A 14,998-nucleotide genomic window follows, 5' to 3' on the forward strand; every position below is an offset into this window, starting at 1 on the left:
CGCCGCCCCGGCCCGGAGCGCCCCGGTCGCCGACGACCCCACGACGTGGGACGCCGAGACCGCCGTGACGATGCTCTACGGCTCGCACTGGCGCCCGCTGGTCCGCCTCGCCACGATGCTCACCCGCGACGCCTCGGTCGCCGAGGAGCTCGTCCAGGACGCCTTCGTCGCCCTGCACCGCCGCTGGGGCTCGCTCGCCGACCCCGCCGCCGCGCACGGGTACCTGCGCACGAGCGTCGTCAACGCGTCCCGGTCCGCGCTGCGGCACCGCGGCGTCGAGGAGCGCTACCGTCAGCCCGCCCCGCCCGAGCCCGCCGGTCCCGAGGAGCGCGCCGTGCGCTCCAGCGAGGACGCGCGGGTGCTCGCCGCTCTGAGGACGCTGCCCCGACGGCAGCAGGAGGTGCTCGTCCTGCGGTACTACTCCGACATGTCCGAGTTCGACATCGCGCAGACCCTGGGGCTGTCGCGCGGTGCCGTCAAGAGCCACGCGCACCGCGGTCTCGCCTCGCTGAAGGCGGCGCTCGAGCGCCTCGGGGAGGTGCCGGAATGAGCGACGAGCGGATCGTCGACGCGATGGAGCCCCTGCCCGACCCGGCCCTGGAGCCGACCGCGGCGCTGCTGCGCGACGCCCTCGCCCGGGAGGCGGCGGCGATCACGCCGTCGGCGGACGGGCTGGCCCGGATCCGGGCCGCGATCGAGGCGGAGCAGGGCACGGCGTCGTCCGGGGTGCGGCGGCTCGTCGCGCTGCCGGGTCGTTCGGGCCGCTCCGGCCGGGCTGGCCGTTCGGGCCGGGACGGCGGACGGCGCTCCTGGGTGAGCGTGCTCGCGGCCGCTGCGGCGGTCGTCGTCCTCGCGGGCGCCGGCGGCTTCGCGCTGGACCGGTTCCCGATCTTCACCGGCAAGACCGAGGCACCGGCCGCCGGTGAGGGCGGCGACGGGACGACGTCGGTGAACACCGCCCCCGTCCCCCGGCTGCCCGTGTACGTCGTCGGCGAGCTCGAGCGCGGCAAGCGCGTCGAGTACCGGCTCTTCCGCGAGTACCGGCCGACGACCGCCGTGGGGATCAGCGAGCGGCTCTCGGACGCGCTCACCGAGGCGGTGAGCCGCCGGCCGGACGACGCGGACTACGTCCGGGTCTTCGGCGGCGCGGGCTCGTCGAAGGTCGACGCCCGGTGGGACGAGGCGAAGGGCGAGGTCGTCGTCGCGCTGACGCCGGCGATGACGACGGTGCGGTTGGCGACGGACAGCCGGGCGACGATCGCGATCCAGCAGCTCGTCTGGACGGCGTCCGCGGTCGTCGGGCGGCCCGACGTCCCCGTCAGGATCACCGTCAAGGGCCCGGCGGTGAACACCTACCTCTTCGGCCGCCCGAACTTCGAGCTCGGCGGCGTCTTCCGCCGGCAGCACTCGGTCGACGACCCGCTGGCCCCGGTCTGGCTGGTCGACCCGGAGGACGGGACGACGATGGGTCGCGCGCTCACGAGGTTCGGCGTCAGCGCGGGCTACGACGCCCGGGACGGGGTGACCTGGACGCTGCGGCGCAACGACAAGAAGATCGCCGCCGGGACGGCGGTCGTCGGCTTCACGGGCGGCCGCGAGGCAGCGGTGCCGGGCTCCCGGGGGACTGCGCGCATCGACGTCGACCACACCCAGCCGGGCTTCTACGAGCTCGTCGTCAGCATCCCCGGGCCTGCCGGCGAGCCGGCCTGGACCGACTCGAAGACGTTCACCGTCAACTGACCCGCAGGCCTCTCGGTGCGGCTGCTCAGCCCCAGCGCCGCAGCCGCACCGAGAGGACGGCGAGCGCCGCCGGCCCCGCGGACGACGCCCGGAGCACCTCGGGCCCGAGGACGACGGCCCGCGCGCCCGCGGTGACGAGCGCCTCGACCTCGTCGGGGGCGATGCCGCCCTCGGGGCCGACGACGACGAGCACCTCGGTGCCGGGCCGCCCGGCGTCGGGCAGCGGCGCGGTCGCGAGCGGCTCGGCGGCGTCCTCGTGGAGCACGAGCACCGCTCCCCCGGCCGCGACCACCTCGGCCGTGCGCCGGGCCAGCGCCGTCGTCGTGACGAGCGGGCCGACGTCCGGCACCGTCGCCCGCCGCGACTGCTTCGCCGCCGCCCGGGCCGTCGCGACCCAGCGCAGCCGGGACTTCTCGCCACGCTCGGCGGCCCACCGGACGACGCTGCGCGCGGCCTGCCACGGCACGACGGCGTCGACCCCGTACTCGGTCGCGGTCTCGACGGCCGCCTCGTCCCGCCCGCCCTTGGCGAGCGCCTGCACGAGGACGAGCCCCGGCAGCCGCGGCGCGACGTCCGCGAGCGCCTCGACCCGCAGCACGAGCGCCGCCTTGAGCGCCTCGACGACCTCGCACCGCGCCGTCCGCCCCGACCCGTCGGCGACGTCCACGCTCTCGCCGGCCCGGATGCGCCGCACGGTCGCGGCGTGCCGGCCCTCGTCGCCGTCGAGCACGAGGCGCGCACCGGGGCCGGCCTCGCGCAGCGCGCCGTCGGCGAGGAGGAAGAGCGGCAGGGTCACGGGGGCGACGCTACCGGGGCGGTCCCGCCCGGCGGGCCGACCGGCCGGCCGGGTTAGATTGCCGCCATGTCCACCGATCTGGCCCCCGTCCCGTCGCCGCGGCAGGTGCTCGTGCTCCCCGGCTACGGCGGCTCCGGGCCGGACCACTGGCAGTCCCGCTGGGAGCGTGACGAGCCCGCGTTCGTGCGGGTCCACCAGCGCGACTGGGAGAACCCGACGCGGCCGGAGTGGGTCGCCGCGATCGACGAGGCGGTGCGCCGCCACGACGCCCCGGTGCTCGTCGCGCACAGCCTGGCCTGCCTCGCCGTCGCCCACTGGGCCGCAGCGCACCCGGACGTGCCGGTGACCGCCGCGCTGCTCGTCGGCGTCCCCGACCCGACCGGCCCGGACTTCCCGGCGGCGGCCCTCGGCTTCGCGCCGGTGCCGACGACCCCGCTGGCGTTCCCCAGCGTCGTCGTCGCGAGCACCGACGACCCGTACGCCACCGAGGACTTCAGCCACGCCTGCGCGCGCGCCTGGGGCAGCCGGCTCGTGAGCATCGGCGCCGCCGGGCACGTCAACGCCGACAGCGGCCACGGGCCGTGGCCGCAGGGGCGTGCCCTGCTCGCCGACCTGCTGACCGGCCCGGCGGCCTGACCGCGGGCCCGCAACCCGACCGCCGTCCCGGGGTCAGTGCCCCGCGATCTTGTCCCGCAGCTTCGAGAACAACCCGGACCCCTGCGCCGGCGCCATCCGCCCGGCCGGACGCTCCTCGCCGCGCAGCGCGGCGAGCTCGCGGAGCAGCCGCTCCTGCTCCTCGTCGAGCGCCTTCGGGGTGAGCACCGACAGGTGGACGACGAGGTCGCCCCGGCCCGCGCCGCGCAGGTGCGCCACGCCCAGGCCGCGCAGGGTGACGACCTCGCCGGACTGCGTACCGGGCCGGACGTCGATCTCCTCGCTGCCGTCGAGCGTCTCCAGCTCGACGGTCGTGCCGAGCGCGGCGGCCGTCATCGGCATCTCGAGCGTGCAGTGCAGGTCGTCGCCGCGGCGGGTGAACGTCGGGTGCGGGCGCTCGACGACCTCGACGTAGAGGTCGCCGGAGGGGCCGCCCGCGGGGCCGACCTCGCCGTGGCCGGCGAGCTGGATCCGGGTGCCGGTGTCGACGCCCGCCGGGATCTTGATGGCGATCGTGCGGCGGGTGCGGACCCGGCCCTCGCCGGAGCACTCGAGGCACGGGTCCGGGATGACGCTGCCGAACCCGTGGCAGCGCGCGCACGGCTGGGTCGTCATGACCTGGCCGAGGAACGACCGGGCCACCCGCTGCACCTGGCCGCGGCCCTTGCAGACGTCGCAGACCTGCGGGGACGTCCCGGGCCGGCAGCAGGAGCCGGTGCACGTCGGGCAGACGACGGCGGTGTCGATCTGGAGCTCGCGGGTGCCGCCGAAGGTCGCCTCCTGGAGGTCGACCTCGATCCGGATGAGCGCGTCCTGCCCGCGGCGCTGGCGCGGGGTCGGGCCGCGCTGGCCGCCGGCCGCCGCGCCGAAGAACGTCTCGAAGATGTCGGTGAACCCGAAGCCCTGGCCGAAGCCCGCGGCCCCGTTCGGGTCGCCGCCCATGTCGTAGACCTGGCGCTTCTCGGGGTTGGACAGCGTCTCGTAGGCGCGCCCGACCTCCTTGAACCGGTCCTCCGCACCCGCCTCCGGGTTGACGTCCGGGTGCAGCTCGCGGGCGAGCTTGCGGTAGGCCTTCTTGATCTCGTCGTTCGTCGCGTCACGCGAGACGCCGAGGATCTCGTAGTAGTCGCTCACGGAGCTCCGTCGTCAGGGCCTGGGGTCATGGCCGGTGGGGGCGGACGCCGGCCGGTCGGGCCGGCGTCCCTCGTTCAACGTCTGGGGGCGGTCTACGTTCGCCGCTCGGGCGGGCTCACTGCGCGAGGATCCGCGACACGTACCGCGCGACGGCGCGGACGGCCGCGATCGTCGTCGGGTAGTCCATCCGGGTCGGGCCGAGCACCGCGAGCCGGGCGAGCGGCTCGCCCTGGCCGCCGTACCCGGACGCCACGACCGCCGCCTCGGACAGGCCCGCGTGCGCCGTCTCGTGCCCGATGAGCACGCCGACGCCGGACGCGTCCTCGGCCATCTCCGAGAGCAGCTTGAGCAGCACGACCTGCTGCTCGAGCACCTCGAGGACGGGCCCGATCGAGCCGACGAAGTCGGTGCCGGAGCGGGCGAGGTTCGCCGTCCCGGCGAGCACGATCCGCTCCTCGCGCTCGATGGCGAGCGAGTCCTCGATCGCCTCGAGCACGGTCCGGACCAGCTCGCGGTCCTCCGCGCCGAACTGCTCGGGCAGCGTGGCGACCAGGCTCGCGACGTCGGTGAGGCGCTTGCCGATGACGGCGGCGTTGAGCCGCGCCCGGACCTCGCCGAGCAGTGCCTCGTTCGGCTCCGCGCCGACCTCGACGACCCGCTGCTCGACCCGGCCGGTGTTCGTGATGAGGACGACGAGCAGCCGCGGGCCGCCGATCGGCACGAGCTCGACGTGGCGCACCGTGGACCGGGTCAGCGACGGGTACTGGACGACGGCCACCTGCCGGGTGAGCGTCGCGAGCGTCCGGACCGTGCGGTCGATGACGTCGTCGAGGTCGACGGCGCCGTCGAGCAGGGTCTGGATCGCCTTCTTCTCCGCGGCCGACAGCGGCTTGACGCTCTGGAGCTTGTCGACGAAGAGCCGGTAGCCCTTGTCGGTGGGCACCCGGCCGGCGCTCGTGTGGGGCTGGGCGATGAGCCCGTCCTCCTCGAGCGCGGCCATGTCGTTGCGGATCGTGGCCGGGGAGACACCGAGGCTGTGCCGCTCGACGAGGGCCTTCGAGCCCACGGGCTCGTGCGTCTGCACGTAGTCCTCGACGATCGCCCGCAGGACGGCGAGCCTGCGGTCATCGGGCAACGCCGCCACTCCAGCCACCTCCTCCGCCCTCGACCTGGTGCCACGACCCACGCCCTGGCACTCGCGTCAGTCGAGTGCCAGTCTACGTGGTGAAGCCGCCCGGCACCCCCGCCCGCCTCCGGCGGCCGCGTCAGGGCCGACGTCCCGGCCCCGGTGCCCGCGCAGGACGAGGATCGTCCCGTGACCCCGCAGACGTCCGAGAAGATCCCGCACCGCAGGTCGGCGACGTCCTCCGGCCTGGTCCCGCCCTGGTACCGGCAGGCCGGGCCGCTCGTGGTGGCCGCCCTGGTGACGGGCTACGCGGCGGTGTGGTTCGCCGTCCGGCCGCCGGACGGCCTGCGCACGTTCCTCGGGCAGCTCGCGGGCGCCGAGGCGGTCCTCCTGCTCTCGACGGGACTCGTGCTCGTGAGCACGCTGCCGTGGGTGGAGCGGTGGTTCGACGGGATCGACCGGGCGGCGATCTGGCACCGGCGGGTCGCGATCACCGGGATGCTCCTGCTGGCCCCGCACGCCGCGCTCGCCGGCAACCCGTCGCCGAGCACGGTCGGCCCGGGCCTGGCGGGCGTCGCGACCGGCGGGCTCGTCGCCCTCGTCGTCTGGTCGGTGCTCCCCCGCTGGCGCTCGGTGCTCCCGCCCGCCCTGCACGCGGTGACCGACCGCGCCACCCGGCTTCCGGGCGTCGACCTGCTTCAGCGGATCCTCGGCGGGTACGAGCGCTGGCGCGGCTTCCACCGCCTCACCGGGCTCTTCGTCGCCGCGGGCTTCCTCCACGGGCTCCTCGACGCGACGACCTTCGGCTCGCAGACGCTGCGCTGGTCGTACGTCGCGGTCGCCGGCCTCGGGCTGGCGTTCTACCTCTACCGCGAGCTCCTCGCCCGCCGGTTCATGGCGCTGCACGACTACCAGGTGACCGCCGTGACGGGCGTCGGCGCCGGCCTCGTCGAGATCGCGCTGCGCCCGCTCGGCCGCCGCCTCGACTTCGTCCCCGGGCAGTTCGCCATGGTCTTCCTCGAGGCGAAGGACGGCTGGCACCGGCACCCGTTCACCATCGCGAGCGCACCCGGCGAGGGCGTCGTCCGGTTCACCGTCAAGGCGCTCGGGGACTGGACGGGCGCGGTCGGCGACCTCGTCGAGCCCGGGATGCCCGCCGTCATCGGCGGCCCGCACGGCCGCTTCACCCACCGCAAGGGCACGGCGCACCAGGTCTGGGTCGCGGGCGGGGTCGGCGTGACGCCGTTCCTGTCGTGGCTGCGCTCGCTCGACGAGCACCCCGTGCACGGCGAGGTCGACTTCTTCTACACGTCCGCCGAGTCGCCCGTGCCGTACGCGGCGGAGATCGAGGCGCTCGCCGCCGCCCACCCGGGAGTGCGGGTGCACGTCGTCCGCAGCGACGTCGACGGCCGGCTCACCGCGCAGACCGTGCTGTCCCGGGTCGGGGCGCAGCCACGCGACCTGTCCGTGTTCCTCTGCGGCCCCGAGGGACTCGTCGAGTCGATGACCGATGGCCTGCGAGCGGGCGGCGTCCCGGTCGGCCGGTTCCACCGGGAGTACTTCGACTGGCGGTGAGGACGGCATGGCGGTCAGGGCTTTCTCGATGGACACCGACCGGCCCCTGGCGCATGATCGCTGCCGTGACCGGCACCGACCGTGACGTCATCGCCTCCCTCGACCCGGACGAACGCGCCCTGCTGGCCTGGGTGGCGCCGCAGCTGGACGACGCCGCGATCGAGGCGATCGCCGCGGCCGACTACGGCTTCGACGTGCCCGGCCACCGGCGGGAGCTCACCGAGCTCGTGCGCAGCCCGTGGCTGCCCGAGGAGCTTCTCGGCGGCGTCGCCGAGGTGCTGGCCCTGACCCGGTGGACGACGCCGTCCGACCGGCAAGGTCACCTCCAGCGGCTGTTCGCCTGCACGCTGCTCGTGCGGGCGGCGACCGCCGACGGTGGCCCGGTGGACTCCCTCGCCCGGCTCGTGGACTCGGCCCGGGAGCTCGGCGAGCCCGCCCGCGACGCCGCGGTGCGGTACCTCGCGTGGTGCCGGCTGAACCTGCCGCCCGACTGGCGCGACGACCCGACCGCACCGCTGTTCCTGACCCTGGCGGTGCTGCTGCTGTCGGCGCGCCGGGCGACCGCGACGGCGGTGGCGGTGCGACTGGTCGACGAGCTGGACGCCGTTCTCACCGACCCGGACCTGCCGTGGCGGCAGCGGCCCCGATCACCGCTGTACGTCCGCCGCGACACCGACCTCGCGGCCACCCGCCGGCTGTGGTCGTCGCTGGCGACCCGCTGCCTCGTCGACGACCCCGCCGTCGCCGACCCCCGGCTGGCCGCATTGGGCGCGGCGCTCAGCGGCGACACCGGCACCCCGGTCGCGGAGCTCCGCGCGCTGCTCGGCACCGCCACGTAGCCGCGGGCGCGCCCGGCGAGCCTCGGCCGGACGACGCAGACCGGTGGTTAACGTCACCGTATGGACAGGTACTCGGGGGACGTCCTCGCCAACGCGCGCAAGCCCAAGGTGCTGCCCGAGGTGGCGGCCGAGACCGGGGTCGTCGTCGAGGACGTCGAGACCGGCTGGGTCGGCGCCGTCGTGCGGGTCGAGAAGAGCGGCGGCATCCACGTCGTCGCGCTCGAGGACCGCCGCGGCAAGGTCCGTGCGTTCCCGCTCGGGCCGGGGTTCTGGGTGGACGGCGTCGCGGTGCGGCTCGTCGCGCCGAAGGCGGCGGCACCGGCGCGGCCGACGCGGACGGCGTCCGGCTCGGTGCTCGTCGAGCACCACCGGGCCCGGACGGCGCGCGCGTCGCGGATCCTCGTCGAGGGCCGGCACGACGCCGAGCTCGTCGAGAAGGTCTGGGGCGACGACCTGCGCGTCGAGGGCGTCGTCGTCGAGATGCTCGACGGCGTCGACGACCTGGCCGCCGCGGTCGCGGAGTTCTCCCCCGGGCCAGGACGGCGGCTCGGCATCCTCGTCGACCACCTCGTCGAGGGCTCCAAGGAGTGGCACGAGGCGGCGTCCGTCGCCCGGCTCGGGGCCGCCCGGGCGCACGTGCTCGTCGTCGGGCACCCCTACATCGACATCTGGGAGGCGGTCCGGCCGGCCCGGGTCGGGCTGGACGCCTGGCCGCGGATCCCCAAGGGCCGGCCCTGGAAGGAGGGCGTGCTCGCTCACCTCGGCTGGCCGCACGAGACCCAGGCGGACGTCGCCCGCGGCTGGAAGCGGATCCTCGGCACGGTCCGCTCCTGGACCGACCTCGAGCCCGAGCTGCTCGGCCGCGTCGAGGAGCTCATCGACTTCACGACGGGCGACACGACCGACCTTTGACCCAGGTCAGGACCGGGACCGGCGAGAACGCGGGGTGGGGTTCTCCCCACCCGGAACCGGCCGGGTGACGGCATCGTCGGTTCAGGCGGACGCTCCTACCGTTGGAGGTGTCCTGAGGAGGTCACCACGATGTCCGAACCCACCGGTCCCACCCCGTACGGCTACCCCACCGGCCCCGCCCCGCTGTCCGCGGGCGACGAGCGCACGTGGGGCATGGTCGCCCACCTGTCCAGCTTCGTCGCCGCCTACGTCGCGCTCGGGCTCATCGGCCCGGCCGTCGTCATGGCGACCATGGGGCAGCGCTCCGCCTTCGTCCGCCGGCACGCGGTCGAGGCGCTGAACTTCAACATCTCCGTGCTCATCTACGCGGCCGTCTCCGGCGTGCTCGCGTTCGTGCTCATCGGCATCCCGATGCTCGTCGCCCTCGCGGTGCTCTACCTCGTGACGACGATCCAGGGCGCCATGGCCGCGAACCGCGGCGAGGAGTACCGCTACCCGCTGACGATCCGCTTCGTCAGCTGACGCTCCGTGGCCACCCGGAATCGCCATGTGACGGGTCGATGACAGCACCCGTGAACTTGTCATGTCGCGATCTCCGCAATCTGCGCGCACCCGCCCCCCGGGGGCATACGGTGTCCGGCGAGGAGGCCCGGCACCGGGCCTCCGGGGCACTCGGGGCGCACGACCGCACGGATCCACGAGAAGGCATGCACGACCGGCAGGCCACGCACGACCGGCCGCCCGCGACACGCCGATGACGTGTATCCGCACGGTCCGCCGCACCTCCTGCACCCCGTGAGCCGGTGCCACGGCCGCCGCGTACGGGCGGTGCCATCGCCGCCCGTGCTCCGCCGCAGCCCCCTGCGGCAGCCGGTCCCCGCGGCCGGCCCGACCCGAACGAGAGGACCACGATGACCGAGAACCCGACGCCACCTGTCGGCGACCCGACGCCGGGCGCCGGTTCCACGCCGCCGTCCTACGGCGCGCCGGCCCCGTCCTACGGCGAGCCCCCGGCGTACCAGCAGCAGGCTCCCGGGTACGGCGCCCCGCAGCAGCAGTACGGCGCACCGCAGGGCTTCGGCGGCGTCGGCGCGGTCAGCGACTCCGACCGCCGCACGTGGTCGATGCTCGCGCACCTCGGCGGCATCGTCCTGGGCTTCGTCGCGCCGCTCGTCGTCTGGATCATGTACAAGGACCGCGACGAGTTCGTGAAGGACCAGTCCCAGGAGGCCCTGAACTTCCAGATCACCCTGGCCATCGGCTGGGTCATCGCCTGGGTCCTGACGTTCCTCTTCATCGGCGTCCTGCTGTTCCCGGTGCTGGTGATCGGCGGCCTCATCTTCTCGATCATGGCCGGCATGGCCGCCAACCGCGGCGAGCGGTACCGCTACCCGTTCGCGCTGCGCCTCATCAGCTGAGCTGCTGAGGCTGCCTCGTCCGAGGCGCACGGACCGTGCGGCCCGCATCCTGTTCCCCGTGCAGGAGGCGGGCCGCACGCCTGTCCCCGGACGGCGTCCGCGTCAGTCGACGAGCGCCCGCACGACCGCGTCGGCGAGCAGCCGCCCGCTGCGGGTGAGGACGACGCGCCGGCCCTGCCCGTCCGCGCCGAGCGCCGCGGGCCCGGCGACGAGCCCGTCGGCGACGAGCCCGGCGACGGCCTGCCGGCCGTGCGCGGGCAGCCGGTCGAGCGGCAGCCCGTCGGCGAGCCGGACGCCGAGCAGCACCGCCTCGGCGTCCCGCTGCCCGGCGTCGAGCGTCTCGCGGCCGGCGGCGGGGCTGAGCCCGGCGGCGAGCCGGTCGGCGTAGGCCCGCGGGTGCCGGACGTTCCACCAGCGGACGCCGCCCACGTGCGAGTGCGCCCCGGGGCCGACACCCCACCAGTCGTCCCCGCGCCAGTAGCCGACGTTGTGCCGGCACCGGTCGGCGGGCGTGCGCGCCCAGTTGCTCACCTCGTACCAACCCAGCCCCGCGGCGGCGAACCGCTCGTCGGCCGCCTCGTACTTGTCGGCGAGGTCGTCGTCGTCCGGCACCGGCACCTCGCCGCGGCGCACCCGCACCGCGAGCTTCGTCCCCTCCTCGACGACGAGCGCGTACGCCGAGACGTGGTCCGGCTCGCACTCCAGCGCGGCGTCGACGCTCGTCGTCCAGTCGGCGAGGCTCTCCCCCGGCGTGCCGTAGATGAGGTCGAGCGAGACGCCGAGCCCGGCGTCCCGGGCCCAGGCGACGGCCTGCGGGACCCGCGCGGGGTCGTGGGTGCGGTCGAGGGTCGCGAGCACGTGCGGCACCGCCGACTGCATCCCGAACGAGACCCGGGTGAAGCCGGCCTCCGCGAGCGCCGCCAGGGAGTGCGGGGACACCGAGTCCGGGTTGGCCTCCGTCGTCACCTCGGCGCCCGCCGCGAGGCCGAACGCGTCGCGGACGGCGGTCAGCAGCCGGGCGAGGTCGGCGTGCGGCAGCAGGGTGGGCGTGCCGCCGCCGAAGAAGACCGTCGCCGCCGGTCGGCCCGCGGCACCCGCACCGCCGAGCACCCGGGCGGCGAGCGCCACCTCACCGGATGCCGTTGCGGCGTAGGCGCTCTGGTCGGCCCCGCCGCCGAGCTCGAGCGCCGTGTAGGTGTTGAAGTCGCAGTAGCCGCAGCGCACCGCGCAGAACGGCACGTGCACGTAGACCCCGAACCCGCGGGCCGCCGCGCCGTCCGCGACGGACGGCGGCAGCGCGCCGTCCGCGGGCGCGGGATCGCCGTCGGGCAGGGCGGAGGGCATCAGCTGCGGGCCGTGGCCCGGTCGGCCGCCTCGCGCAGCTCGGGCTCCAGCGTGACGACGCCGACGTCCGCGGCGTCGAGCAGCGCGCGCCCGGCGGCCGCGCTCATCGTCGGGTAGACGTCGGCGACCCGGACGCCGTGCCCCGGCCGGCTCACGACGGTGACCAGGTCGCCCGCGGCCACCCGGCCCGGGACGACGACCCGCAGGTAGGTGCCCATGGCGCCGTGGTCGGTGAAGCGCTTGACCCAGCGGTCCTCCCCCATCCGGCCCTGGAAGGTCATGCACGGGATCCGCGGGTAGGTGACCTCGACGACGATCCCGGTGCCCGGTTCGCCGACCTGCCAGCGCTCGCCGATCTCGGCGCCGCCGACGTCGATGCCGCTCGTGCGCAGGTTCTCGCCGAACAGGCCGGGCGTGATCTCGCGGCCCAGCTCGGCCGCCCACCAGGCGGCGTCCTCGTCCGCGTAGGCGTAGAGCGCCTTCGGCGGCCCGCCGTGGTGGGCGGTGTCGCACTGGGTGTCCCCGGCCAGCCCGAGGACGCCGACCTCGACCGCGCCGGCGACCTGCCGCTTGTCGATCGCGGTCACCTCACCGGGCTCGCCGTCGACCACGGGAACGATCTCGTGGACGACACACACGGCGGTGAGCCGTCCCGGGGCAGGCGCGGTCTCCATGCGTCGCATACTCTCACCCGGACCCGGCAGGCGACCGCCGCGGGCCAGGGGCACGGCAGACGACCGAGGTGGGCACGATGAGTGGCGAGCCGACGAACGTGCTCGCGGCCGCGAGGACCCGCGCGACGGGTCCCGCCGACCCCGGTGTGGCCGCCGCCGACGACCCGACCTCGCCCCCGCTGCCCGTGGCGGCGCGGCGGCCGGCCGGCGCGTTCGACGACCTGCTCGGGTTCGACCTCGACGCCGCGACGATCCCCGACCTCCAGGAGCGGATGGACGCCGGCACCCTCACCGCCGTCGACCTCACGGCGGCGTACCTGCGCAGGGTCAAGGCGGTCGACCCGCTGACGAACGCCGTCCTGTGGCTCAACCCGCAGGCGCTCGCCGAGGCCGCGGCGTCGGACGCCCGCCGGGCCGCGGGCGCGACGCGCGGCGCGCTCGACGGCATCCCGGTGATGGTCAAGGACAACATCGACACCCGCGACCTGCCGACGACGGCGGGCTCGCGGGCGCTGCTCGGGCTGCGGCCGGCGGACGACGCGACCGTCGTCAAGCGGCTGCGACGGGCCGGGGCGGTGCTCCTCGGCAAGACGAACCTGTCGGAGTGGGCGAACTTCCGCTCCCCGCGGAGCACGAGCGGCTGGAGCGGGATCGGCGGCCTGACCCGCAACCCGTACGCGTTGGACCGCAACGGGTCCGGCTCGTCGACGGGCTCCGCGGTCGCGGTCGCGGCCGGCCTCGCCCAGGTCGCGGTGGGCACCGAGACCGACGGCTCGATCGTCTCCCCGGCGAGCCTGTCGGGCATCGTCGGGCTCAAGCCGACGGTCGGGCTGGTGAGCCGCTCCGGGATCGTCCCGATCTCCGCGGCGCAGGACACCGCCGGCCCGATGGCCCGGCACGTCGTCGACGCCGCGCTGCTGCTCGCCGTCCTCCAGGGCCGTGACGCGGAGGACGCCGCGACGCAGGAGATCCCGCGGCGGCTGCCGGCGCCGGCCGCGCTCGACGCCGACGCCCTGGCCGGCGCCCGGATCGGCGTCTGGCGGCTCGCCGGGCAGGACGTCCGGGTGGACCGGGTCGTGGAGAAGGCCGTCGTCGCGCTGCGGCGCGCAGGGGCGACGGTGGTCGACGTCGACCTCGACATGGAGCCGGTCTTCGGCGACGAGTCGACGGCGCTCGACAGCGAGTTCCGGCGCGACCTCGAGGCGTACCTGCAGGCGACCCCGGGCGACCACCCGCGCACGATCGCGGCCCTCGTCGCCGCGCACCGGGCGGACAGCGTCGAGCTGCGCTACTTCGGCCAGGAGACGTTCGAGGCCGCCGCGACGGCGAAGCCGGCGACCCACCGGTCGATCGTCGCGGCCCGGCGCCGGGCGACCGCGGCGGCCCGGGCGGCGATCGACGGCGCGCTCGCCGCGCACGACCTGGACGCCGTCCTCGCCCCGACGAACGGGCCGGCCTGGCTGACGACGCTCGGCGCCGGCGACCGGTTCGCGCTGCCGTTCTCGTCGACGGCGGCGGCGGTGTCCGGCTACCCGAGCGTCACCGTGCCGGCCGGGTTCGTCGAACGGCTGCCCGTCGGGGTGTCGTTCGTCGGCCCCCGCTGGAGCGACGCGCGCATGCTGTCGCTCGCCTACGCGTTCGAGCAGGCGACCCACCACCGCCGCCCTCCGACCTACCGCACGAAGAGCTGACCTCGGCCTTCGGTTGTGGGGAAACCCTTGCGGCAGAACGCCGTCGGGGTATCCCCGCAGTCAGGTGAGCGGGGTGGTGTCGGGGATCAGGGGGCCTACCGCGCAGGTGGCGTTGCAGGCGACGGGGGTGCCGCGCCAGCCGGCCCGGCGCAGGACGACGACCACGTCGGCCGCGACCTGGCACGGCGTCTCGACGACCTCGAACCAGCCGTACTGGAGCGAGTGGTCGCCGACGAGGGTGACGCTGTTGTCGCGGCGGCGGTCGAACCGGCGCAGCCACTCCGGGTGCGCCTCGAGACCGTCGAGCTCCACGACCGTGTCCCACCGCCGGTACCGGACGTCGCGGTAGCGCCGGCGCACGACGCGCCCCGACGGGTCGAGGACCGGTTCGGGGCGGTTCCGCTCCGCACGCGGCAGCCCGTGGGCCCGCTCGACCGACCGCCGGTACCGGCTCTCCAGCGCCGACTGGACGCCGTCGGCCACCTCGCCGAGCATCTCCACGAGCAGGGCCCGGTGCCGCATCCGCGGCCGCTGCGCGAGCGCGGCCCGGATCCGCGCGGGCGTCGTCCGCCGGGTCGCGGTCGCCCGGATGACCAGGTCGACGACCTCACCCGGCCGGGACGCGCACCGCACGACGTCGAGCAGCGCCTCCTCCAGACGCACCCGCGGCGGGCTGCCGCCCGGGTGCACCACCTCGTTCAGCCGGCGGCGCCGCACGATCACGACCCCGGACGGCGCACGGACGCGACGCTCCCACGGGACGCACACCGTGAGCCGCTTCGGCCCGTCGAGCACACCCCACAGCCACAGGGCCGTCGTCCCGCCGAGCGCCGCCCCCGGGCCCGCGAGGAGGACGGCGGCCCAGGCCCGCGTCATGGCGGGCAGCGGACCGGTGAACACGGCGTAGACGCCGAGGTGCAGCCCCGTCCAGCGCCGGGCGTCGAGCAGCGCACCGACCTGCCCGGCCGTGCAGCCGGCCGCGAGCAGCTGCTCACGGCTCACCACCCCGGCCTGCTCCGCCGCGAACCGCTGCCAGACCGCCGCGTCACGGCCCCGCGCCCGCCTCCTCCGATCCCTCCCGACCACCCCCGAGAT

The 14,998-nt window shown here is 75.8% G+C and carries 15 protein-coding genes; 9 read left to right on the forward strand and 6 right to left on the reverse strand.

Annotated features, from left to right (window positions below; genetic code table 11):
- Positions 1–70 precede the first annotated feature (70 nt).
- Together ECOMGDLI_RS10925 and ECOMGDLI_RS10930 are read left to right on the forward strand one after the other, a co-directional pair.
- On the forward strand, positions 71–550 hold the full coding sequence (locus ECOMGDLI_RS10925; protein ID WP_088316877.1) for a SigE family RNA polymerase sigma factor: 480 nt from the start codon (positions 71–73) through the stop codon (positions 548–550).
- Positions 547–1,740: a hypothetical protein gene (locus tag ECOMGDLI_RS10930; RefSeq protein WP_088316867.1), complete on the forward strand. Its 1,194-nt coding sequence runs from the start codon at positions 547–549 to the stop codon at positions 1,738–1,740. The genes ECOMGDLI_RS10925 and ECOMGDLI_RS10930 overlap by 4 nt, the downstream gene beginning before the upstream one ends.
- Before the next feature lie 25 nt (positions 1,741–1,765).
- Here the strand turns inward: ECOMGDLI_RS10930 and ECOMGDLI_RS10935 are convergent, their stop codons facing one another.
- Positions 1,766–2,536 carry a 16S rRNA (uracil(1498)-N(3))-methyltransferase gene (locus tag ECOMGDLI_RS10935; protein WP_088316868.1) on the reverse strand — a complete coding sequence of 257 codons (771 nt, stop codon included), beginning with the start codon at positions 2,534–2,536 and terminating at the stop codon, positions 1,766–1,768.
- Positions 2,537–2,602: 66 nt separating this feature from the next.
- Here ECOMGDLI_RS10935 and ECOMGDLI_RS10940 point away from each other — a divergent pair, with 66 nt between their 5' ends.
- Complete coding sequence (locus tag ECOMGDLI_RS10940; protein ID WP_088316869.1) at positions 2,603–3,172, forward strand: alpha/beta hydrolase; 570 nt, start codon at positions 2,603–2,605, stop codon at positions 3,170–3,172.
- 33 nt (positions 3,173–3,205) lie between these two features.
- On the opposite strand, the gene dnaJ is transcribed toward ECOMGDLI_RS10940, so the two are convergent.
- Together dnaJ and hrcA are read right to left on the reverse strand one after the other, a co-directional pair.
- Positions 3,206–4,324 carry a molecular chaperone DnaJ gene (gene dnaJ, locus ECOMGDLI_RS10945; protein WP_088316870.1) on the reverse strand — a complete coding sequence of 373 codons (1,119 nt, stop codon included), beginning with the start codon at positions 4,322–4,324 and terminating at the stop codon, positions 3,206–3,208.
- Between the two features lie 115 nt (positions 4,325–4,439).
- Positions 4,440–5,459, reverse strand: a complete 1,020-nt coding sequence (hrcA, locus tag ECOMGDLI_RS10950) for a heat-inducible transcriptional repressor HrcA (RefSeq protein WP_088316878.1) — start codon at positions 5,457–5,459, stop codon at positions 4,440–4,442.
- Positions 5,460–5,639: 180 nt separating this feature from the next.
- On the opposite strand from hrcA, the gene ECOMGDLI_RS10955 reads away from it, so the two are divergent.
- From ECOMGDLI_RS10955 to ECOMGDLI_RS35335, 5 genes are all read left to right on the forward strand, one after another.
- The gene (locus tag ECOMGDLI_RS10955; RefSeq protein WP_088316871.1) at positions 5,640–7,025 is read left to right on the forward strand and encodes a hypothetical protein; all 1,386 of its coding nucleotides are present in this window, start codon (positions 5,640–5,642) and stop codon (positions 7,023–7,025) included.
- A 65-nt stretch (positions 7,026–7,090) separates the two neighbouring features.
- Entirely contained in the window at positions 7,091–7,864 is a 774-nt protein-coding gene (locus tag ECOMGDLI_RS10960) for a hypothetical protein (RefSeq protein WP_143447645.1), read from the forward strand.
- A 60-nt stretch (positions 7,865–7,924) separates the two neighbouring features.
- Positions 7,925–8,776 carry a DUF3097 domain-containing protein gene (locus ECOMGDLI_RS10965; protein ID WP_088316873.1) on the forward strand — a complete coding sequence of 284 codons (852 nt, stop codon included), beginning with the start codon at positions 7,925–7,927 and terminating at the stop codon, positions 8,774–8,776.
- A 129-nt stretch (positions 8,777–8,905) separates the two neighbouring features.
- Complete coding sequence (locus ECOMGDLI_RS10970) at positions 8,906–9,298, forward strand: DUF4870 domain-containing protein (RefSeq protein WP_198954759.1); 393 nt, start codon at positions 8,906–8,908, stop codon at positions 9,296–9,298.
- Between the two features lie 389 nt (positions 9,299–9,687).
- Positions 9,688–10,194, forward strand: a complete 507-nt coding sequence (locus tag ECOMGDLI_RS35335; protein ID WP_198954760.1) for a DUF4870 domain-containing protein — start codon at positions 9,688–9,690, stop codon at positions 10,192–10,194.
- 102 nt (positions 10,195–10,296) lie between these two features.
- On the opposite strand, the gene hemW is transcribed toward ECOMGDLI_RS35335, so the two are convergent.
- Both hemW and ECOMGDLI_RS10985 read right to left on the reverse strand, forming a co-directional pair.
- On the reverse strand, positions 10,297–11,538 hold the full coding sequence (gene hemW / locus ECOMGDLI_RS10980) for a radical SAM family heme chaperone HemW (protein ID WP_088316874.1): 1,242 nt from the start codon (positions 11,536–11,538) through the stop codon (positions 10,297–10,299).
- Positions 11,538–12,212 carry an MOSC domain-containing protein gene (locus ECOMGDLI_RS10985; protein ID WP_088316875.1) on the reverse strand — a complete coding sequence of 225 codons (675 nt, stop codon included), beginning with the start codon at positions 12,210–12,212 and terminating at the stop codon, positions 11,538–11,540. The genes hemW and ECOMGDLI_RS10985 overlap by 1 nt, the downstream gene beginning before the upstream one ends.
- A gap of 77 nt (positions 12,213–12,289) precedes the next feature.
- Between ECOMGDLI_RS10985 and ECOMGDLI_RS10990 the strand changes: the two genes are divergently transcribed.
- The gene (locus tag ECOMGDLI_RS10990; protein ID WP_088316881.1) at positions 12,290–13,903 is read left to right on the forward strand and encodes an amidase; all 1,614 of its coding nucleotides are present in this window, start codon (positions 12,290–12,292) and stop codon (positions 13,901–13,903) included.
- A gap of 60 nt (positions 13,904–13,963) precedes the next feature.
- On the opposite strand, the gene ECOMGDLI_RS10995 is transcribed toward ECOMGDLI_RS10990, so the two are convergent.
- The coding region (locus ECOMGDLI_RS10995; RefSeq protein WP_233153407.1) for a hypothetical protein at positions 13,964–14,998 on the reverse strand (1,035 nt) is incomplete at its 5' end.

Origin of the sequence: Kineosporia sp. R_H_3 (assembly GCF_002198675.1) — a bacterium.
Lineage (GTDB): Bacteria > Actinomycetota > Actinomycetes > Actinomycetales > Kineosporiaceae > R-H-3.

Coding starts and splice junctions, on each gene's coding strand:
- ECOMGDLI_RS10925 (WP_088316877.1), top strand. CDS start 71: ATGCTCTACGGCTCGCACTGGCGCCCGCTGGTCCGCCTCGCCACGATG.
- ECOMGDLI_RS10930 (WP_088316867.1), top strand. CDS start 547: ATGAGCGACGAGCGGATCGTCGACGCGATGGAGCCCCTGCCCGACCCG.
- ECOMGDLI_RS10940 (WP_088316869.1), top strand. CDS start 2,603: ATGTCCACCGATCTGGCCCCCGTCCCGTCGCCGCGGCAGGTGCTCGTG.
- ECOMGDLI_RS10965 (WP_088316873.1), top strand. CDS start 7,925: ATGGACAGGTACTCGGGGGACGTCCTCGCCAACGCGCGCAAGCCCAAG.
- ECOMGDLI_RS10970 (WP_198954759.1), top strand. CDS start 8,906: ATGTCCGAACCCACCGGTCCCACCCCGTACGGCTACCCCACCGGCCCC.
- ECOMGDLI_RS35335 (WP_198954760.1), top strand. CDS start 9,688: ATGACCGAGAACCCGACGCCACCTGTCGGCGACCCGACGCCGGGCGCC.
- hemW (WP_088316874.1), bottom strand. CDS start 11,538: ATGCCCTCCGCCCTGCCCGACGGCGATCCCGCGCCCGCGGACGGCGCG.
- ECOMGDLI_RS10985 (WP_088316875.1), bottom strand. CDS start 12,212: ATGGAGACCGCGCCTGCCCCGGGACGGCTCACCGCCGTGTGTGTCGTC.
- ECOMGDLI_RS10990 (WP_088316881.1), top strand. CDS start 12,290: ATGAGTGGCGAGCCGACGAACGTGCTCGCGGCCGCGAGGACCCGCGCG.